Origin of the sequence: Hymenobacter siberiensis (assembly GCF_018967845.1) — a bacterium.
In the GTDB taxonomy this organism is placed as follows: Bacteria; Bacteroidota; Bacteroidia; order Cytophagales; family Hymenobacteraceae; genus Hymenobacter; species Hymenobacter siberiensis.
This window is the reverse complement of sequence record NZ_JAHLZZ010000001.1, coordinates 2,511,154-2,531,442: the sequence shown is the minus strand read 5'-3', so window position 1 is coordinate 2,531,442 and position 20,289 is coordinate 2,511,154. Positions and strand designations below refer to the sequence as shown.

The window sequence follows — 20,289 nt, the reverse complement described above, 5'->3', positions numbered from 1 at the left end:
CAGTCGAAGCATCTCGCGTGCCGCCACTACTCCTTTTTCAACGATTTGATTACTACCCCACGCGAGATGTCTCGGCTACGCTCGACATGACGTTCTCTGGTTTTCGATAATATCACAACCCATGCCCAACCGCTCAATCTTTCAAGCCTACAAAGCCCCCATAGCGGTGCTGCTGGCGCTGGCCCTGGCCCTGGGCACGGTGGCTTACCGGCGCATCAACGTGGCGCTGTTTCCGGAGGTGACGTTTCCGAAGGTGAAGGTGATTGCCGAGAACGGCTTGGAGCCTGTGGACCGCATGATGGTGACCGTGACCAAGCCCATGGAAGACGCCATTAAGCGGGTGCCGGGGCTGAAGCTGCTGCGCAGCACCACCAGCCGGGGCAGCTGCGAAATCTCGGCGTTTCTGGACTGGGGCGTGGACGTGGCCAAGAGCCAGACGCTGATTGAGTCGCGCCTGAACCAGATTCGGGGCGACCTGCCGCCCAACGTCAACATCTCCGTAGAGCGCATGAACCCGGCCATTCTACCGGTGATGGGCTACACGCTGGAAGCGCCGGGCCGCTCGGCGCTGGAGCTGCGCAAGCTGGCGCTCTATACCATTAAGCCGTTTTTGTCGCAGGTCGATGGCGTGTCGTCGGTGCAAATCCAGGGCGGACGCACCAAGGAATACCAGGTGCAGCTGCTGCCTGACCAGCTGGCCGCCCTCGGCCTGGGGCCCGACGACATAACCAAGTCATTGACGGCCACCAATTTCGTACAGAGCAACGGCTACCTGAGCGACTACCGTCGCCTCTACCTCACGGTGACAGACGCCACCATCATCCAGAAGGAAGACCTCGAAAACATCGTTCTCCGCAACGACGGCCGCCGCATTGTGCGCCTGGCCGACGTGGCCACCGTGGGCCTGGGCGAACAGCCCGAATACACCCGCATCAACGCCAACGGCTCCGATGCCGTGCTCGTTTCCATCCTGCGCCAGCCCGATGCCAACGTGGTGCTCGTTTCCGATGGCGTGAAAGCCAAAGTAGCGGCCCTGAAATCGGGCCTGCCAAGTGGTGTGCGCATGGCACCGTACTATGACCAGGCCGATTTTGTGGCCGAAGTAGTGAAGTCGGTACAGGACGCGCTGTGGATTGGCCTGGCGCTGGCCCTCGTGGTTACGGCCCTGTTTCTGCGCTCCTTCCGGGCCACGATGACGATTCTGGGGGCCATTCCGGTGGCGCTGGCCCTCACCATCGCGGTGCTGTATTTCGGTCTGGGCTACTCGTTTAATATTATGACGCTGGGGGCCATCGCCGCTGCCATCGGCCTCATGATTGACGATGCTGTGGTGATGGTGGAGCAGCTGCACCGCGTGGGCGAGGAGCACCCCGGCATTACACCCGGCGAGGTGGTGCGCAAGTCGGTAGACCATCTTTTGCCGGCGCTTATTGGGTCGAGCCTGAGCACAATTGTGATTTTCCTGCCGTTTGCGCTGCTGGGCGGCGTGGCGGGGGCGTATTTTAAGGTACTGGCTACTACGATGGTAGTGGCGCTGGTGTGCTCGTTTCTGGTGGCCTGGCTGGGGCTGCCGGTGATTTATCTGCTGCTGAGCCGCAGCCGCAAGGCCGACGTAGTAACTGTTTCGCCCGGCTACCCGGCGGCGGACCAATCGCCTGAAAGCGACACCTACTTCGCCGACGAGACGCACGCTCTGGCCGCCACGCCTGCGGCTCCGGAAGTGACGAGCAAACCCGCTTCCACCCACCACGAAATCCCTTGGGTGAAGGCTGTTATCCGGCACCCGGCTTACTCCATCATCGGCATTCTGGTGCTCATTGGCAGCATGGTGCTCATTATTCCGCGCCTGGCCACCGGCTTCCTGCCCGATATGGACGAAGGCGCCATTGTGCTCGACTACAACTCGCCGCCCGGCACTAGCATCGAGGAAACCGACCGCATGCTGCGCCAGGCCGAAAAGCTCATTGTACGCGTCCCGGAAGTGGCCAGCTACTCGCGCCGCACCGGCACCCAGATGGGCTTTTTCATCACCGAGCCCAACCGGGGCGACTACCTCATCCGCCTGAAAACAAACCGTAAGCGCACCACCGAGGAAGTCATTTCCGACATCCGCACCAAAATTGAGGCGACTCAGCCGGCCCTCACCATCGACTTCGGCCAGGTTATCGGCGACATGCTGGGCGACCTCATGAGCACCGTGCAGCCCATCGAAATAAAGGTTTTCGGCCCCGATGCCACCAAGCGCTACGCCCTGGCCAACCAGGTAACCAAAGTGGTAGAAGGCGTGGCCGGCACCGCCGATGTGTTCGACGGCATCGTGCGGATGGGCCCGGCCATCGACGTGCGGCCCGACCCGCGCCGCCTGGCCCAGTATGGCCTCACGGCCACCGATTTCCAGACCCAGCTGCAAACCCACCTGGCCGGCACCGTAGCCGGCAACGTGCTCGAAGGCGAGCAATTGCTCAACATCCGGATGCGCTACCCCAACGCCACCCAGGCCACCCTGGCCCAGATGCGCGCCGAGCCGGTGTTCCTGCCCAACGGCCAGCGCCACCGCCTCGACGAGCTGGCCACGGTGCGCGTGACGCCCGGCGACGCCGAGCTGGAACGCGAAAACCTCCAGGCCATGACCGCCGTTACGGCCCGCCTCGATGGCCGCGACCTGGGCGGGGCCATGGCCGAAATCCGCCAGAAGCTGGAGCGCGACGTGCCGCTGCCGCCCGGCTACTTCATCCAGTACGGCGGCTCGTATGCCGAGCAGCAGCAGTCGTTTCAGGAGCTGCTTACCATTCTGGGCACGGCGTGTTTGCTGGTATTTGCGGTGGCGCTGTTTCTGTTTCGGGATTTGAAAGCGGCGGGCCTGATTCTGCTTATTGCCATTCTGGGGCCGGCCGGCGGCTCGCTGGCGCTGTACCTCACCAATACGCCGCTGAACGTGGGTTCCTACACCGGCCTGATTATGGTGGTGGGCATCATTGGCGAGAATGCTATTTTCACCTTCCAGCAGTTTTTCGAGGTGCTGGCCGAGGGCAACCCCGTGGAGCAGGCCGTGGGCTACGCCATCGCGGCCCGCCTGCGGCCCAAGCTGATGACGGCCCTCTCGGCCATCGCGGCGCTGGCCCCGCTGGCCCTCGGCATTGGGGCGGGCGCGCAGCTGCACCAGCCGCTGGCCATTGCCGTAATTGGTGGGTTGCTGCTGGCCTTGCCCCTGCTGCTGCTGGTGCTGCCCAGCCTGCTGCGGCTGAGCTACCAGCAGAAGGCCGCTCCCCTCGTAGCATAAGCTTTAACTTATGACGAGCGCGCTGGCGCGAGTTTAGCGCAGCGTAACTCGTGACTTGCCATGATGGGGAAGCTGCGCCTCCCCGGCCGCGCCAGCGGCAAGCCGGTCGCACCGTTCCAACGGGCCGCTCTATGGGAGGCGCAGCCTCCCCCACACAATAAGTCACGAGTTACGCTGCGCTAAACTCGCGCCAGCAGTGATGCTTTTGGTACATCGACGGCCTCCGTCGATAAAACACCCCCTTCCCGTCGATGAAAGCGGCTTTGGCAGGAGGAAGAGGTTAATTTTGCGCCATCAACTCAACAAAGACCCGTGCGCAGGAGTTAAGAGCCCTTGCAGCCGATGCGGCGCACCGGCGGGCCTAGAAAACGGACGATATGTGGATAGTTAGACTGGCGCTGGCGCGTCCCTACACCTTTGTGGTGATGGCGCTGCTAATCCTGGTGGGCGGCGGGCTCACCATTCAGCGGATGGCAGTGGATATTTTTCCCGACATTCCGATTCCCGTGGTAGGTGTGGTATGGGGCTACTCCGGCATTTCGCCCGAGGAGATGAACCAGCGCATCGTGGTGCCGGTGGAGCGCGCCATTACGACGACCGTGAACAACGTGGAGCACCAGGAAAGCCAGAGCCTAAAGGGCGTGGGCTTGATTAAGGTGTTCTTCCAGCCCGGCTCCAACCCTGATGCCGGCGTGGCCCAGCTCACGGCCATCACCCAGACACTGCTGCGCATTCTGCCGCCGGGCATTTCGCCGCCGCTCATCATCCGCTACTCGGCCTCCAACGTGCCAATTGCGCAGACGTCGCTCAGTAGCGAAACCTTGGGCGAGTCGGACCTCTTTGACGCGGCCAACGCCTTTATTCGGCCCGGCCTGGCGGTGGTGCAGGGGGCTTCGGTACTGCTGCCGAACGGCGGCAAGCCCAAGCAGATTATGGTCGACCTTGACCCCGATAAGCTGGCCGGCAAAAACCTGAGCGGCAACGACGTAGTGTCGGCCCTGTTGGCCCAGAACCTTATCATTCCGGCCGGCTCGGCCAAAATCGGCGACCGGGAGTACGACGTGAAGCTGAACTCCAGCCCCGAGGCCATTGCCACGCTCAACGACCTGCCCATCAAGACGGTGGATGGCACCACGGTGTACATCCGCGACGTGGCTTTCGTGCACGAGGGCGCGGCCGTGCAAACCAACATCGTGCGCCAGAACGGCCGCCGTACGGCCATCATCCCCATTCTGAAAAGCGGCGCGGCCAGCACGCTCGACATCATCGACAAAATCAAGAAGGCGCTGCCCAATATCCAGGCCAATGCGCCGCCGGCCCTGAACATCAAGCTGCTGTTTGACCAGTCCTTTTTCGTGCGGGCCAGCATCAAGGGCGTTATCATCGAAGCCTGCATTGCGGCGGCCCTCACGGCGCTAATGATTCTGCTGTTTCTGGGTTCGTGGCGCTCTACGCTGATTATCGCGACGAGTATTCCGCTCAGTATTCTGGTCAGCATCATTATGATGAATATTCTGGGGCAAACCCTGAATATCATGACCTTGGGCGGCCTCTCGCTGGCCGTGGGCATTCTGGTGGATGACGCGACGGTGGAAATCGAGAACATCCACCGCAACATGGGCATGAAGAAGCTGCTGAAGCGCAGCATTCTCGATGGTGCCCAGCAAATTGCGACGCCGGCCCTGGTGGCCACGCTGGCCATCTGCATTGTGTTTGTGCCGGTGTTTTTCCTGGGCGGGGTGGCATCGGCCATCTTCGCGCCGCTGGCTACGGCCGTCATTTTCGCCATGCTGGCGTCTTATATTCTCAGCCGGACGCTGGTGCCCACGCTGGTGATGTACCTACTGCGCAAGGAGTTACCCATCTACCACGCGCAGGAAGAGCCCGACCTGCCCAGCCAGCACCAGCGCAACGGCCAGCCCGTGAGCCAGGTAGAGCGCGACCTGGAGCGCATCCGCCGCGAGCAGTACGAAAAAGCCCACCCCAGCGGCACGGCCGAGGAAGAAGCCGAAAACGAAATCACCGATTCGGAGCGTGAGGCCGGCTCGGCCATCACCCAAACCTGGGTCTGGAAGCTGCACAAGGGCTTCGAGCATCAGTTTGAGAAGTTCCGCGCCGGGTATGGTGGGGCACTGGCATGGGCCTTGAGCAACCGTCCGAAGGTCATTGTGGCGTTCATGGTGCTGTTCATCGGCTCGCTGGGGCTGTTTCCGCTCATTGGCCAGAACTTCTTTCCGACGGTGGATGCCGGCCAGCTGCGCCTGCACGTGCGAACGCCCACCGGCACCCGCCTGGAGGAGACGGAGGTGCGCTTCCGACAGGTCGAAAACGTGATTCGGCAGGTGATTCCGGCCAACGAGCTGGACCTGGTGCTAGCCAATATCGGCCTGCCGGTTATCCCCATCAACCTGCTGCTGAGCGACAACCCCACCATCGGGGCCGGCGACGGCGAGATTCTGGTGAGTATGAAGGAGGAGCACGGCCCCACGGGCGACTACATCAACGAAATCCGCCGTCAGATTCACAAGCAATACCCCGACCTAATCATCTTCTTCCAGCCGGCCGACATTGTGAACCAGACCCTGAACTTCGGCCTACCCGCCCCGATTGACATTCAGGTGATTGGCCGCGACAAGGCTGCCAACCAACGCATTGTGGGCGAAATCAAGGAAAAAATCGTGAAGATTCCTGGCCTGGTCGATGCCTTTGTCTATCAGGCCTTCGACCAGCCCCAGCTGCGCCTCGACATCGACCGGGTACGGGCCCAAGAGGCCGGCCTCTCGCAGCGCGACATTGCCAACAACGTGCTCGTGAACCTGAGCAGCAGCACCCAAACCAACCCCAACCAGTGGCTGAACCCCGCCACCGGCGTGAGCTACACCGTGGCCGTGCAAACGCCTCCCCGCGCCCTCTCCACCCTCGATGAAATCGGCAATATCGGCGTGACCAGCGCCACCCAGAACCAGTCCCAGCTGCTGAGCAACTTCACTACCCTGCGCCGCAGCCAGACGCTGGCCGTGGTGTCGGACTACAACATTCAGCGCACCGTGGACCTCTACGCCAGCGTGAGCGGCCGCGACCTGGGCGGCGTGAGTAAGGACATCCGCAAAATTCTGGCCGACACGGAGAAAACCCTACCCAAAGGCACCACGCTGGCACTGCGCGGGCAGGCCGATTCCATGCGCACGTCCTTCGCCGGGCTAGGCCTGGGCCTGGCCGGAGCCATCATATTAGTGTACTTGCTGATGGTGGTCAATTTCCAGAGCTGGATGGACCCACTCATCATCATCACCGCCCTACCGGGCGCGCTGGCGGGCATTCTGTGGATGCTGTTTGTGACGCAGACTACGCTCAGCGTACCGGCCCTGATGGGGGCAATCATGTGCATCGGCGTGGCCACGGCCAACTCTATTCTGCTGGTCACCTTCGCCAACGAGCGCCGCGAGGAAGAACCCGATTTGAGCCCCCGCGATGCGGCGCTGGATGCCGGCTTCACCCGCCTGCGCCCGGTGCTGATGACGGCCCTGGCCATGATTATCGGCCTGCTGCCCATGTCGCTGGGCATGGGCGAGGGCGGCGAGCAAAATGCCCCGCTCGGCCGCGCCGTGATTGGCGGGCTGATGCTGGCCACGGTAACGACCTTGTTTTTTGTGCCGATTATGTTTTCCTATCTGAAAAAAGCAAAGCCCGTGGCTACGGCGCAGGCTTAGAATTTTAGCCCGCAGAAGTCGCAGAGGTTTACGCAGATGACGCTGAACGTTCTGCGACTTCTGCGTAAACCTCTGCGACTTCTGCGGGCTAAAACCGTCAGAAATACTACCTAACGATAATGTCCGATTCCAACTCCTCCGGCCGGTTCTGGCTGATAATTTTAATCGTCCTCGCTGTATTTGGCGGGCTTTTTCTGCTCGGCTACATGCCACGCCACAAGCAGGAGAAAGCCCGAAACGCCGAAGCCCAGCAAAAGACCGATGCCGTGCCAATGGTTACCGTAGCCAAGGCCAAGGCCGCGCCCGATACCACCACCGTCACGCTGCCCGCCGATACCAAGTCGCTGCGCGAAACCTTCGTATTTGCCCGGGCCAACGGCTTCGTGAAGTCGTGGAGCGCTGATATTGGCCAGAAAGTACGCGCCGGACAGGTGCTGGCCGAAGTAACCACGCCCGAGCTCGACCAGCAGGTAGCCCAGGCCCGCGCCAACCTCGGCCTGGCCAAAACCAGCTACAACCGCCTGGTGGGCGTGGCGCTGCCCGGGGCCATCTCGAAGCAGGAATTGGACGTGGCCAAATCGCAGTTTTCGGTGCAGCAGGCCGCTTTGCAGCAGCTGCTGGCACAGCAGGATTTCCGGCGCATCACGGCCCCGTTCAGCGGCACTGTCACACAGCGGAATGTGGAAGTAGGCAGCCTCGTAAGCACCAGCAACGCGCCGGGCTCGCAGCTGTTTAAGATTGAGCAGACCGACAAGCTGCGCGCCTACGTGCAGGTACCGCAGAACTTCGCCCCGTCCATCAAAAGCGGGATGACAGCCGATTACCTGGTGCCGGAGTTCGCGGGCAAGCCCTTCGCAGCCAAAGTGGTGCGCAATGCCGGGGCCCTCGACCCCAATACCCGCACCTTGCTCACCGAAGTACAGGTGCCAAACCCGCGCGGCGAGCTGCGCCCCGGCAGCTACGCCCAGGTGAAATTCTACCTGCCACGCACCGCGCCCGGCGTCATCATTCCGGCCAATGCCCTGGTGCCCGGCGGCACCGAAAGCCGCGTGGCTACTGTGCAGGACGGCAAAATCCACTACCAGCCCATCGTCACGGGCCGCGATTTCGGCAACCAGCTCGAAGTATCGCAGGGCCTGAAGGCAGGCGAGCTGCTGGTACTGAACCCCGCCGAAACCCTCACCGAGGGCCAGGCCGTGCAAACCCAAGCCTTCACCCCGCCCGCCAAGCCCGCTGGCCCCCCACCCGCCAGGCCCCGGCCCAATGACCCGGATGCCCCGCGCGTGTCGTCGCCGGTGAAATAGGAAGTTGGCCCGGTCCGACCGCCCTAGGCGGTCCGACCGGTTAAAGTAAGAACGATGCCGCCCCCACGGCAACCGGTCGGACCGCCTAGGGCGGTCGGACCGGGCCAACTGACAACTAAAAATGACCTTCCGCCTCTCCCCTTTCTTCCTCATCCTGCTGCTGGCCAGCTGCGTGCGGCCGCCCAGCTACGCGCCACCCAGCCTGCCCACCCCCGCAGCCTGGAAAAACACAGCCGACAGCCCCACGGCCGCCACGCCGCCGGCCGCCGTGGCCAGCAGCACCCTACCAGGCACGGCCCCGCCCACCGTCAACAACCTGCCCGCGCCCGCCAGCTGGTGGATGCTCTTCAACGACCCCGGTCTCAATACGCTGGAGCAGCAGGCCACGGCGCAGAACTTCAGCCTGCAAGCCGCCCTGGCCCGCGTGGAAAGCGCCCGCGCCAACGTGCGGGTGGCCAACTCCTACCGCTCGCCCCTGGTGACGGTGGACCCGCAGGTGTACCGCTCGCGGCTCTCGGGGCTGCGGCCGGTGCCGTTTCCGGTGGCTACCAATAACCTAGGGGTGATTCAGACCCAATATTATATTCCCATCAATGCCAGCTATGAGTTCGACGTGTGGGGCCGCATCCGAAGCAGCATCCGCGCCGCCGAGGCCGATGCGCAGGTGCAGGAAGCCAACCGCCGCACCGTGCTCCTCTCCCTCACCGCCGATGCCGCGACCTACTATTTCGGCCTTCGCGGGCTCGATGCGCAGCTGCTGGTGCTCGATACCGCCCGCCTCGACCGCCAGCACAGCCTGGACCTGACCCGCGCCCGCTACCAGGCCGGCGTGGACAATGAGATTGCCGTGCACCGCGCCGAAACCGAGCTGGCCAACGTTGATGCCAGCGTTATCGAAACCCGCCGCCAGCGCCTGGGCCTCGAAGCCTCGCTGGCTACGGTGCTGGGCGTGCCCGCCAGTGGTTTCGCGGTGGCCCCGCAGGCCGGGCCGCTGGTGGCCCCGGCGGTGCCGGCTTCGCTGCCGGCGGCCCTGCTGGCCCGCCGGCCCGATTTGCAGCAGGCCGAGCGTCGCCTCGCCGCCGCCAGCGCCCGCGTGGATGTAGCCAAGCTCACGCGCCTGCCCACTGTGCGCCTCAACGGTTTTCTGGGCCCGCAGAGTGCCAAAATCGGCGACCTGGCCCGCGTGGCCGACAACTACACCTACTACGTGGGCGGCGGCGTGAGCATTCCCGTCTTCAACGGTGGCCGCAACCGCGCCAACGAGCAGGTGGCTCGCTCCGAAGCCGAAGCACTGGTGGCCGACTACCGCCAGGCGGCCCTAGTAGCGTTTCAGGAAGCCGAAACCAGCCAGGCCGATGTGCGCCAGTACCAGGCCCAGGTGGCGGCCCGCCAGCGTGCCTACCGCGCCGCCCGCCTGGCCAGCGCCCTCACCAAGGAACGCTACCGAGCCGGCCTCACCAACTACTTTGAGGTAGTGGATGCCGACCGCCAGACCCTCGATGCGGCCACGCTGCTCACCCAGGCGCAAAGCAATTTATTGGGGGCCAGCGTGGCCTTGGTACGGGCCTTGGGCGGCGGCTGGGAATAGGAGCTTATCCTAGAGATTTCATACCGATTTGAAAATCACTGTCAAGCCGATGAGGATTTTTTTACTTTATAATTAATCTGTAAATCAAACATTTGTATTTTTCAACATAAACTAATGCCACGTTTACGTTAAGAGGTCCGTAAGAACGAACCCGCAATTTATCTGACTCCAATTTCTTTTTCATGCGCTCCTTTTTAATCACCCGCTTTGCCGCCATTATACTATTAATCGGGGCAATCCATCCGGTACAGGCCCAGGTAAATCCTACCCGAGCCGATACTACCGAAAAATATCAAAACCCCGGCGGTGTGTCTTCAGGGGTGAAGGCTCCCTTTTTCAAAAGCAAGGTATTCAGAGCCCTGGCTATTCCGGCCGCGCTGATAACCTACGGCGCCATCACGGCGCAGGGCGATGCGGGCATCAACCGCAGTGCGCGGGAGTTCACGCAAAAGCAGTTTCGGCCGGTGAGCACGGGTTTTGATAACACGCTCATTATTGCCCCCTACTTCGAGCTGGCCGCCGTGGCCATTGCCGGCGTAGAGTCGCACAACGACCGCATCAACACCCTGCTTATCATTGCCAAGGGCGAGGCCATTATGCTGGCTTCCACGTTTGCCGTGAAGTACCTGGCCAATGAGACGCGGCCCAACGGCCAGGACAACCTCTCGTTTCCATCGGGCCACACAGCGCAGGCCTTCCTGGCGGCCAGTATCGTACACACCGAGTTTCGCGACAAGAGCCAGTGGTACGGTGTGGGCGCGTACACCATTGCCACCAGCGTGGCCGCCCTGCGCATGATTAACGACAAGCACTGGCAGAGCGACGTGGTGGCTGGCGCTGGCTTCGGCATCTTCTCCGCCCACTTGGCTTACCTGAGCCACCGCAACCGCTGGGGCCGCAAGTCCATTGGCCGCGATGTCGGAATGGTGCCGGCCTACTTCGGCAACGGTGCCACGGGCATTAGCATTTCGTGGCGGCCGAAAAAGTAGCCGCTTTGCTCAATGAAGAAAGAGAAATTGCCAGCCGGGTAATTCTTCATTCCTCATTAAGCGCTGCCTCCACCCACACCGGCACGGCCGATAGCGCCGCATTGCCCGTCAGCTCATCGAGCCGAGCATCGTCCGTCAGGTCGTTGATGCTGGCTCCGGCGTGGGCCTGCGCCACGGCTAGCCGGGTACCGGGCCGGGTGTGGCCGTAGCCATGCGGCATACTGGCCACGCCGGGCATGAGGCTGGACGTAATTTCGACGGGCAGCTCGATGGTACCCACCCGGGAACGCACACGCACCGGCTGACCATCGGTGAGCTGGCGGGCGGCGGCATCGACGGGGTTCATTTGCAGGGTGCAGCGGTTGCGGCCTTTGATGAGGCGCGGCAGGTTGTGCATCCACGAGTTGTTGGAGCGCAACTCGCGGCGGCTGATGAGAAGTAGCTGGTCGGCGGTTGCGACGGGAGTGGCGGCCAGCACCCGCCGGGCGCGGTCCAGGTCGGCCAGGAAGAGCGGGGCGGCCAGGTTGATGCGCTGATTTTCGGTGCGCAGTGCGGCCGGCAGGCGCGGCTGTAGCTCGCCGAGGTCGAGGCCGTGCGGGTTTTCGCGCAGCTTATCGAGCGAGAGGCCAGTGCGGCCGTAGGCACCGTAGCGCAGGCCAAGGTCGATTTTAGCTGCCGGATTTTCGGGGGCGGGCGCGGCAACGGCATCGAAAGCATCGCCGGCTTCGAGGCGCTGGCGCAGGCCCTCAAAAATCTCCCAGTCGTAGCGCGCGTCGGGGTCTTTGGCAAACAGCGGCTCGGAGTAGCGGCTGGTATTGCGAATGGCCAGAGCGTGGAAGCTCACATCGTAGTGCGCAGTTTCGAGGCCGGTGGCGGGCGGTAGGATGTAGTGGGCGTGGCGGGTGGTTTCGTTGAGGTAGATGTCGATGGACACCATGAACTCCAGCCCGGCCAAGGCGGTATCGAGCTGCCCGCCGTTGGGCGTGGACAGCACCGGGTTGCCGCAGCTCGTGACCAGCGCCCGCAGCTGGCCTTCGCCGGGCGTGAGCATGTCCTCGGCCAGGCAGGCCACCGGCAGCTCGCCCATGAACTCGGGGGCCTGGCGCACGCGGCTGCGGTACCGGTCGTAGCGGTTGTAGTGGCCCGGCTTGCCCAGCACGTCGAGCGCGGGCGTGGCAAACATGTAGCCGCCCGGCTCATCGAGGTGGCCGGTGAGCAGGTTCAGGGCATTTATCAGCCAGAGGCACAGCCCACCAAACTCCTGCACCGACACCCCTACCCGACCATAAACAACCCCGCGCTCAGCGGCTGCCAGCTCCCGCGCCAGCGTGCGGATTTCGGCCGGCGCAATGCCCGTTACGGCGCCGACGTACTCAGGCGTAAACTCAGCCACGGCCGCGTTCAGGGCTTCGATACCATCCGTGATGTCGGCCAGCCGGCCGGGTTTCACCAGGTTTTCGGCAAATAAAACCTGCGTCATCGCCAGCAGTAAAAACACGTCGGTACCGGGGCGAATGAAGTGGTGAGCATCGGCTTTGGCGGCGGTTTCGGAACGGCGCGGGTCGATAACGACTACTTTGCCACCCCGGGCCTGAATGGCCTGCAGACGCTTGGCCACGTCGGGCGCAGTCATCAGGCTGCCGTTGCTCACCAGGGGATTGCCGCCAAGGATGAGCCAATGGTCGGTGCGGTCGAGGTCAGGCACCGGCAGCAGCAGCGGGTGGCCGTAGAGCTGCCAGGCGGCAAAGTGGTGCGGCAGCTGGTCGACCGACGAGGCTGAGAACAGGCTGCGCGAGCCCAGCGCCCGCAGGAAGCCCGGCGCGGCCAGCTGAGTGCCCGAGTTGTGCACGCTGGGGTTGCCAGCGTACCAAGCGGTGGCGTGCGGGCCGTGAGCGTCGCGCTGCCGGCGCAGGGCAGCAGCGACTTCATCCAACGCGGTGTCCCAGTCGAGCTCCTGCCAGCCGGTTGCGGTGCGCTTCAGGGGGCGGCGCAGGCGGTTAGGGTCTTCGTAAATATCCTTCAGGCCCACGGCCTTGGGGCAGATGTGGCCCCGGCTAAAGGGGTCCTGCGCATCGCCGGCAATGCTGAGGACGCGGCCGTTTTCGTGGGTGATTTCGAGGCCGCAGATGGCTTCGCAGAGGTTGCAGGCGCGGTAGTGGGTTTCGATGGGCATGAAGTGGGTGGGAAGTACCGTGGACTCTGCGAGTCCGCGCGTGAGCGGTAATGGGCAGCAAGGTAAAGAACGTTATGCCGAGCGCAGCCGAGGCATAACGCGTGCAGCAGTAATCAAGACCGTTCTCCCGATTGAGTTACTATGGCACGCGAGATGCCTCGGCTGCGCTCGGCATGACGTTCTATCTTTCCTTCGCCAGCAACGCAACGTTGCGCGCTCCTGCATGTCTATTTGATTAAGATTTCGTCCCATCTTTACGAATCTGCTTCCTGCATCACTAAAACGCTTACCCTCTTTTGAAACGACGCGACTTTGTAGGACTATCCGGCCTGGCTGCCGGGGCCCTATTCCTCCCCGGCTTTCCCAGCTTCGGCGGCACCCTCGTTGACCCCGCCCACCTGCTGGAGCCCGGCCTCGACCTCACCCAGAAAAAACGCCTTGCTGATGCGGCCTTGAACGCCGCCAAAGCCGCCGGCGCCAGCTACGCCGATGTGCGCATCGGGCGCTACCTCAACCAAAGCATTTTCACCCGCGAAAAGCAGGTGCAGAACATCGCCAGCACTGAGAGCTACGGCGTGGGCATTCGCGTGATTGCCAACGGCACCTGGGGCTTCGCGGCCACCAACGTCGTGACCGAGGCCAGCCTGGCCAAAGCCGCCCAGCTGGCCGTAGCCATCGCCAAGGCCAACGCCAAGGTGCAGAAAGAGAAGGTGTTGCTGGCCCCGCAGCAAGGCTACGGCGAGGTGAGCTGGAAAACGCCCATCCAGCAAAACGCCTTCGAAGTGCCGGTGGCGCAGAAAGTTGAATTGCTGCTGGCCGCTAACGCCAAGGCCCTCGACAACGGCGCCAGCTTCGTCAACTCCTCCCTGTTTCAGATTAACGAGCAGAAGTATTTTGCCAGCACCGACGGCTCCTACATCGACCAAGACGTGCACCGCATCTGGCCCACGTTTTCGGTTTCGGGGGTAGACCGGGCCAGTGGCAAGTTTCGCAGCCGCGATGCCCTGAGCTCGCCCATGGGCATGGGCTACGAGTACCTCACGCCCAAGGCCGCCGATAAGATTGCGGGCGCCAGCGGCACCGGCCTCATCGGCTACCGCAACAGCTACGACATGCTGGAAGATGCCGCCCTGGCCGCCCGGCAAGTGAAGCAGAAGCTGACCGCCAAGTCGGTAACGCCGGGCAAGTACGACCTCGTGCTCGACCCCAACCACCTGGGCCTCACCATCCACGAGAGCGTGGGCCACCCGCTGGAGCTCGACCGCGTGCTGGGTTACGAGGCCAACTACGCGGGCACCAGCTTCGCCACCCTCGACTGGAAGGCCAAGGGCATTCCCTACGGCTCGAAGCTGGTGAACATTGTGGCCGATAAGCTGCAGCCCGGCTCGCTGGGCGCAGTGGGCTACGACGATGAAGGCGTGAAAACCAAGCGCTGGGACCTCATTAAAGAAGGTACGCTGGTAGACTACGAGAAAATCCGGGACCAGGCGCACATCGTGGGCCAGAAGGAATCGGACGGCTGCTGCTACGCCGACTCCTGGGACTCGGTTCAGTTCCAGCGAATGCCCAACGTGAGCCTGCAGCCCGGCAAAGCCAAAATGAGCGTCGACGAGTTGATTAAGGACGTAGACAAGGGCGTGTACATTGCCGGGCGCGGCTCCTACTCCATCGACCAGCAACGCTACAACTTCCAGTTCGGTGGGCAGGTGTTCTACGCCATCGAAAAAGGCAAAATCACCGAGATGCTCGAAGACGTGGCCTATCAGGCCAACACCCAGGAATTCTGGAACTCCTGCGCCGCCATTTGCGACGAAAGCGACTACCGGCTGTTCGGGTCTTTCTTTGATGGCAAGGGCCAGCCCAGCCAGGTGTCGGCCGTAAGCCACGGCTCGGCCACCACGCGGTTTAATGGCGTGAACGTGATTAATACGGCCCGCAAGATTTAATTAATGTGGGGAATGTGTTGAATGTGGGGAATGTGAAAATGGACCGCTCAGGACGCTACAAGTAAGCGGCCGTAGCCGCCACGCTTTGCTCCTATCTCATGCATCATTCTCAATTTCATCCCACTGAAGCTGTTTAGAAAGTCCCCGAACGGTCATGCAGAGCGCAGCGAAGCATCTTGCTCGCATCGTCAGGCCCGTTCAACGATGCGAGTAAGATGCTGCGCTCTGCATGACCGTTTGAGGACCTTTTGTGACTTTCTAAATAACTCCACTATTCCATTTCCACATTCAACACATTTTCACATCTGAAAACATGGCCCTGCTCTCCCAATCCGAAGCCCAGACCATCCTCAAAAAAGTCCTCAGCTTCAGCACCGCCGACGAGTGCGAGGCCACCCTCACGGGCACCAGCGGCGGCAACGTGCGCTCGGCCCGCAACTCCATCAGCACGGCGGGCGCAGCCGAGAACGTGTCGCTGGCCGTGCAGTCGCGCTTCGGCAAGCGCAGCGGCACCGCTACCTGCAACGAGTTTGATGAGGCCTCGCTGCGCCGCTGCGTGCAGCGGGCCGAGGAAATTGCGCGCCTCGCGCCCGAGAGCCCGGAATACGTTCCCTTGCTCGGGCCGCAAACCTACCTGACCTCGCCTGGCTCGTTTGCGGCGCGCACGGCTGCCATCACGCCCGACTACCGGGCCGAGCAGATTGGGGCCAGCATGGCCCTGTGCGACCAGAAGAAACTTAGCTCAGCCGGCTTCTTTAATGACTCGTCGGGCTTCGTGGCCAAGCGCAACTCCAAGGGCCTGGAGGCTTACCAACCGGTGAGCAGCGTCGACTTTTCGATTTCGGTGCGCACGCCCGATGGCACCGGCTCGGGCTACGCCATTGCCAACTACACCGATTTGGCCCGGTTCGACGCGGCCCGCCTAACGCGGGTGGCGGCCGACAAGGCGGCTTCGTCGGTGAATGCCAAGGCCATTGAGCCGGGCAAATACACCGTGATTCTGGAGCCGGCCGCGGCCATCGACCTGCTCAATAACATGATGGGGGCCATGGACGCCCGTAACGCCGACGAAGGCCGCAGCTTCCTGAGCAAGAAGGGCGGCGGCAATAAGAAGGGCGAAAAGGTCTTCGACGAGCGGGTGACCATCTACTCCGACCCTACCCACCCCGACGTGCCCGACCTGACTTTCAGCGGCGACGGCCGCCCGCAGCAGAAAGTGACGTGGATAGACAAAGGCGTGGTGAAAAACCTCTACACCTCGCGCTTCTGGGCCCAGAAAGCCGGCATCCCCGACATTCCGCCCCCCGGCGGCTGGATTATGGAAGGCGGCACCCAAAGCACCGCCGACCTCATCAAAGGCACCGCCAAAGGCATTCTCGTCACGCGCCTCTACTACATCCGGGCCGTCGACCCGCAGACGCTGCTCTACACCGGCCTGACGCGCGACGGGACGTTCTACATCGAAAACGGGCAGATTAAATTCCCGGTGAAAAATTTCCGCTTCAACGAAAGCCCGGTGATTATGCTCAACAACCTGGAGGCGCTGGGCAAGCCCGTGCGCCTGAACGGCAGCCTGGTGCCACCCATGAAAATCCGCGACTTCACCTTCACCAGCCTGTCGGACGCGGTGTAGACTTGTAGCGTGGACTTTTAGTCCGCGCATTAAACGTGACTTTTTCCATGCAAACCACTCGCGGACTAAAAGTCCGCGCTACTCTCACCTTATGAAAAGACGTGACTTTGTAGGACTAACCGGCCTGGCCGCCGGCGCCCTTTTCCTGCCCAGCCTGCCCGGCTTCGGCCATTCGCTGGTAGACCCCGCCCGCCTGCTGGAGCCCGGCGCCGATGTAGCCATGAAAAAGCGCCTCGCCGATGCCGGCCTGAACGCCGCCAAAGCCGCCGGCGCCAGCTACGCCGACGTACGCATTGGCCGCTACCTCAACCAGGGCATCTTCACCCGCGAAAAGCAGGTGCAGAACATTGCCAGCACCGAGAGCTACGGCGTGGGTATCCGCGTGATTGCCAACGGCACCTGGGGCTTCGCCTCCACCAACAACGTGACCGAGGCGGGCATTGCCAAAGCCGCCCAGCTGGCCGTGCAGATTGCCAAGGCCAACTCGAAGGTGCAGAAGGAAAAGGTGCAGCTGGCCCCGCAGCAGGGCTACGGCGAGGTGAGCTGGAAAGCGCCCATTCAGCAGAATGCGTTTGAGGTGCCCATCAAGGACAAGGTGGATTTGCTGCTGGGCGTGAACGCCAAAGCCCTGGATATGGGCGTGTCGTTCATCAACTCGGTGCTGTTTCAGGTGAACGAGCAGAAGTATTTTGCCAGCACCGACGGCTCCTACATCGACCAGGACATTCACCGGATTTACCCCACGTTCGGCGTCACGGCCATCGACCGGGCCAGCGGCAAGTTCCGCTCGCGCCAGGCCATGAGCTCGCCCGTGGGCATGGGTTACGAGTACCTCACGCCCAAAGCCGCCGATAAAATGGCCGGCCCCACCGGCTCCGACATCATCGGCTACAAGTACAGCTACGACATGCTGGAAGACGTGGCCCTGGCCGCCAAGCAGGTGAAGCAGAAGCTGACCTGTAAGTCGGTGACGCCCGGCAAGTACGACCTCGTGCTCGACCCGCACCACCTGGGCCTCACCATCCACGAAAGCGTGGGCCACCCGCTGGAGCTCGACCGCGTGCTGGGCTACGAAGCTAACTTCGCCGGAACCTCGTTTGCCACCCTGGAGTGGAAGGCCAAGGGCATTCCCTACGGCTCGAAAGTGGTGAACATTGTGGCCGATAAGGTGACGCCCAACACCTTGGGCGCGGTGGGCTACGACGACGAAGGCGTGAAAACCAAGCGCTGGGACCTCATCAAGGACGGTACGCTGGTGGACTACGAGAAAATCCGGGACCAAGCGCACATGGTGGGCCAGAAGGAATCGGACGGCTGCTGCTACTCGCAGTCGTGGCAGGATGTGCAGTTCCAGCGCATGCCCAACGTGAGCCTGCAGCCCGGCAAAGCCAAAATGAGCGTGGATGAAATGGTGAGCAAGGTCGATAAGGGCATCTACATCGCCGGCAACGGCTCGTTCTCCATCGACCAGCAGCGCTACAACTTCCAGTTCGGCGGGCAGGTGTTCTACGCCATCGAAAAAGGCAAAATCACCGAGATGCTCGAAGACGTGGCCTACCAGGCCAACACCCAGGAATTCTGGAACTCCTGCGCTGGCTCATGCGACGAAAGTGACTTCCGTTTCTTCGGCGCTTTCAACGACGGCAAGGGCCAGCCCTCGCAGAGCTCGGCCGTGAGCCACGGCTCGGCCACCACGCGCTTCAATGGCGTGAACGTGATTAACACGGCCCGGAAAATCTAGAAAATGTGGGGAATGTGATTGATGTGGGAAATGTGATGGTAGCAGCAGATTCAGGTACGACTGGCAATGGTTCCAAGGCCGACAATCCGGTTGTGCGGCTCTCCTTTGAGTTGGTATTAGCAGTACTGGCTTATGTGGAAGAGTTGGAGGCAACTCGTCGCTACGTCGTGGTTCGCCAGCTGCTTCGGTGTGGCACTTCAGTCGGAGCCAACGTGCGCGAAGCGCAACATGCTGAAAGCCGTGCTGACTTTGTACACAAATGCAAGATTGCTGCGAAGGAAGCTGAAGAAACCGACTACTGGCTCCATCTCTGCACGCACGCGCCCAATTACCCAACGCCTCCCATACCCTTGAACGACAAATTATTGAGCGTCCGACGTCTACTGGCCCGCATCATTATTTCCAGCAAAGCCAACGCTGCCTGAATTCCCACATTCCTTCATTTCCACATTCTCCCATTCTGCACATCTCCACATTTAAAAACATCATGGCCATTCTCTCCAAAGACGAAGCCCAGACAATCCTAAAAAAGGTCCTCAGTTTCAGCACCGCCGATGAGTGCGATGCCACGCTCAATGGCAACATTAGCGGCAACGTGCGCTCGGCCCGCAACTCCATCAGCACGGCCGGGGCTAGCGATAACGTGTCGCTGGCCGTGGAAAGCCGCTTTGGCAAGCGCGCCGGCGTAGCCACCTGCAACGAGTTCGACGAAGCCACCCTGCGCCGCTGCGTGCAGCGGGCCGAGGAAATTGCCCGCCTCGCCCCCGAGAGCCCGGAGTACATGCCGCTGCTGGGGCCGCAGACATACCTGGATGGCAGCCGCTCCTACGCCGCCGCCACCGCCGCCATCGACCCCGACTACCGGGCCGCGCAAATCGGGGCCAGCATGGCGCTCTGCGACCAGAAAAAGCTGAGCTCGGCGGGCTTCCTCGACGATTCGCACGGCTTCGTGGCCAAGCGCAACTCCAAGGGCCTGGAGGCCTACCAGCGCACGTCCAACGTGACGTTTTCGGTGACGGTGCGCACGCCCGACGGCACCGGCTCGGGCTACGCCTCGGGCGATTACATCGACTCAAGCAAGATGGACGCGGCCCGCTTCACCAAAGTGGCCGCCGACAAAGCTGCTGCTTCCATGAAGGCACGGGCCATTGAGCCGGGCAAGTACACCGTGATTATGGAGCCCAATGCCCTGCTCTCGAACGTGGACACCTCGCTCATCGGCGCGCTCATGGGTGCCCTCGATGCCCGCAACGCCGACGAGGGCCGCAGCTTCCTCAGCAAGAAGGGCGGCGGCAACCGCAAGGGCGAAAAGCTGTTTGATGAACGGGTTACCATCTACTCCGACCCGCTGAACCCGGAAATCAGCGACCTGACGTTCAGCGGCGACGGCCGCCCGCTGCAGCGCACCACCTGGATTGACAAGGGCGTGGTGAAAAACCTGTACGCCTCGCGCTACTGGGCCCAGAAAGCCGGCATCCCCGACCTGCCCCGCCCCAACGGCTGGATTATGGAAGGCGGCACCCAAAGCACCGCCGACCTCATCAAAGGCACCGCCAAGGGCATTCTGGTGACGCGCCTGTGGTACATCCGCCCCGTCGACCCGCAGACGCTGCTCTTCACCGGCCTCACCCGCGACGGCACGTTCTACATCGAAAACGGCCAAATCAAGTTCCCCATCAAGAACTTCCGCTTCAACGAAAGCCCGGTCATCATGCTCAACAACCTGGAAGCCATCGGTAAGCCGGTACGGTTAAACGGGAATTTGGTACCGCCGCTCAAGATTCGGGACTTCACGTTCACGAGCCTGTCGGACGCAGTATAAAAAGTATAGTGGACTCTGCGAGTCCACGCGTGATTGACGTAATAGAAGCACTTTTTTGAAAGCCACCAGTCAACCTCGACTGGTGGCTTTTTTATTTCCTGAT

The 20,289-nt window shown here is 62.2% G+C and carries 11 protein-coding genes; 10 read left to right on the top strand and 1 reads right to left on the bottom strand.

The features are described 5' to 3' along the window. The first annotated feature begins 121 nt into the window (after positions 1 to 121). The 5 genes from KQ661_RS10920 (at position 122) to KQ661_RS10900 (ending at position 10,871) form a co-directional block, all read left to right on the top strand. Positions 122 to 3,280, top strand: a complete 3,159-nt coding sequence (locus KQ661_RS10920; protein ID WP_216686419.1) for an efflux RND transporter permease subunit — start codon at positions 122 to 124, stop codon at positions 3,278 to 3,280. 377 nt (positions 3,281 to 3,657) lie between these two features. Then, positions 3,658 to 6,990, top strand: coding sequence for an efflux RND transporter permease subunit (locus KQ661_RS10915; RefSeq protein WP_216680650.1), 3,333 nt, complete (start codon positions 3,658 to 3,660; stop codon positions 6,988 to 6,990). A gap of 119 nt (positions 6,991 to 7,109) precedes the next feature. Next, a complete protein-coding gene (locus KQ661_RS10910; protein WP_216680649.1) occupies positions 7,110 to 8,294 on the top strand; it encodes an efflux RND transporter periplasmic adaptor subunit in 1,185 nt (394 codons plus the stop codon). A 121-nt stretch (positions 8,295 to 8,415) separates the two neighbouring features. Continuing rightward, positions 8,416 to 9,882 carry an efflux transporter outer membrane subunit gene (locus KQ661_RS10905; RefSeq protein WP_216686418.1) on the top strand — a complete coding sequence of 489 codons (1,467 nt, stop codon included), beginning with the start codon at positions 8,416 to 8,418 and terminating at the stop codon, positions 9,880 to 9,882. Positions 9,883 to 10,064: 182 nt separating this feature from the next. Next, the gene (locus KQ661_RS10900) at positions 10,065 to 10,871 is read left to right on the top strand and encodes a phosphatase PAP2 family protein (RefSeq protein ID WP_216680647.1); all 807 of its coding nucleotides are present in this window, start codon (positions 10,065 to 10,067) and stop codon (positions 10,869 to 10,871) included. A 46-nt stretch (positions 10,872 to 10,917) separates the two neighbouring features. Here KQ661_RS10900 and KQ661_RS10895 read toward each other — a convergent pair whose 3' ends face one another. Further along, a complete protein-coding gene (locus KQ661_RS10895) occupies positions 10,918 to 13,044 on the bottom strand; it encodes a molybdopterin oxidoreductase family protein (protein ID WP_216686417.1) in 2,127 nt (708 codons plus the stop codon). 296 nt (positions 13,045 to 13,340) lie between these two features. Between KQ661_RS10895 and KQ661_RS10890 the strand changes: the two genes are divergently transcribed. The 5 genes from KQ661_RS10890 to KQ661_RS10870 all read left to right on the top strand — a co-directional run bounded on the left by KQ661_RS10890 (position 13,341) and on the right by KQ661_RS10870 (position 20,186). Next, complete coding sequence (locus KQ661_RS10890; RefSeq protein WP_216680645.1) at positions 13,341 to 14,990, top strand: TldD/PmbA family protein; 1,650 nt, start codon at positions 13,341 to 13,343, stop codon at positions 14,988 to 14,990. A gap of 313 nt (positions 14,991 to 15,303) precedes the next feature. Then, a complete protein-coding gene (locus KQ661_RS10885; RefSeq protein WP_216686416.1) occupies positions 15,304 to 16,623 on the top strand; it encodes a TldD/PmbA family protein in 1,320 nt (439 codons plus the stop codon). A gap of 91 nt (positions 16,624 to 16,714) precedes the next feature. Then, the gene (locus KQ661_RS10880; protein ID WP_216680643.1) at positions 16,715 to 18,364 is read left to right on the top strand and encodes a TldD/PmbA family protein; all 1,650 of its coding nucleotides are present in this window, start codon (positions 16,715 to 16,717) and stop codon (positions 18,362 to 18,364) included. A gap of 14 nt (positions 18,365 to 18,378) precedes the next feature. Continuing rightward, entirely contained in the window at positions 18,379 to 18,789 is a 411-nt protein-coding gene (locus tag KQ661_RS10875; protein ID WP_317196093.1) for a four helix bundle protein, read from the top strand. 62 nt (positions 18,790 to 18,851) lie between these two features. Then, positions 18,852 to 20,186, top strand: coding sequence for a TldD/PmbA family protein (locus tag KQ661_RS10870; protein WP_216680642.1), 1,335 nt, complete (start codon positions 18,852 to 18,854; stop codon positions 20,184 to 20,186). Positions 20,187 to 20,289 lie beyond the last annotated feature (103 nt).

What these genes read in the sequence shown, in the direction of transcription:
- KQ661_RS10900 (WP_216680647.1), top strand. Translation starts at nt 10,065, where the DNA reads ATGCGCTCCTTTTTAATCACCCGCTTTGCCGCCATTATACTATTAATC.
- KQ661_RS10920 (WP_216686419.1), top strand. Translation starts at nt 122, where the DNA reads ATGCCCAACCGCTCAATCTTTCAAGCCTACAAAGCCCCCATAGCGGTG.
- KQ661_RS10905 (WP_216686418.1), top strand. Translation starts at nt 8,416, where the DNA reads ATGACCTTCCGCCTCTCCCCTTTCTTCCTCATCCTGCTGCTGGCCAGC.
- KQ661_RS10880 (WP_216680643.1), top strand. Translation starts at nt 16,715, where the DNA reads ATGAAAAGACGTGACTTTGTAGGACTAACCGGCCTGGCCGCCGGCGCC.
- KQ661_RS10910 (WP_216680649.1), top strand. Translation starts at nt 7,110, where the DNA reads ATGTCCGATTCCAACTCCTCCGGCCGGTTCTGGCTGATAATTTTAATC.
- KQ661_RS10895 (WP_216686417.1), bottom strand. Translation starts at nt 13,044, where the DNA reads ATGCCCATCGAAACCCACTACCGCGCCTGCAACCTCTGCGAAGCCATC.
- KQ661_RS10915 (WP_216680650.1), top strand. Translation starts at nt 3,658, where the DNA reads ATGTGGATAGTTAGACTGGCGCTGGCGCGTCCCTACACCTTTGTGGTG.
- KQ661_RS10885 (WP_216686416.1), top strand. Translation starts at nt 15,304, where the DNA reads ATGGCCCTGCTCTCCCAATCCGAAGCCCAGACCATCCTCAAAAAAGTC.
- KQ661_RS10870 (WP_216680642.1), top strand. Translation starts at nt 18,852, where the DNA reads ATGGCCATTCTCTCCAAAGACGAAGCCCAGACAATCCTAAAAAAGGTC.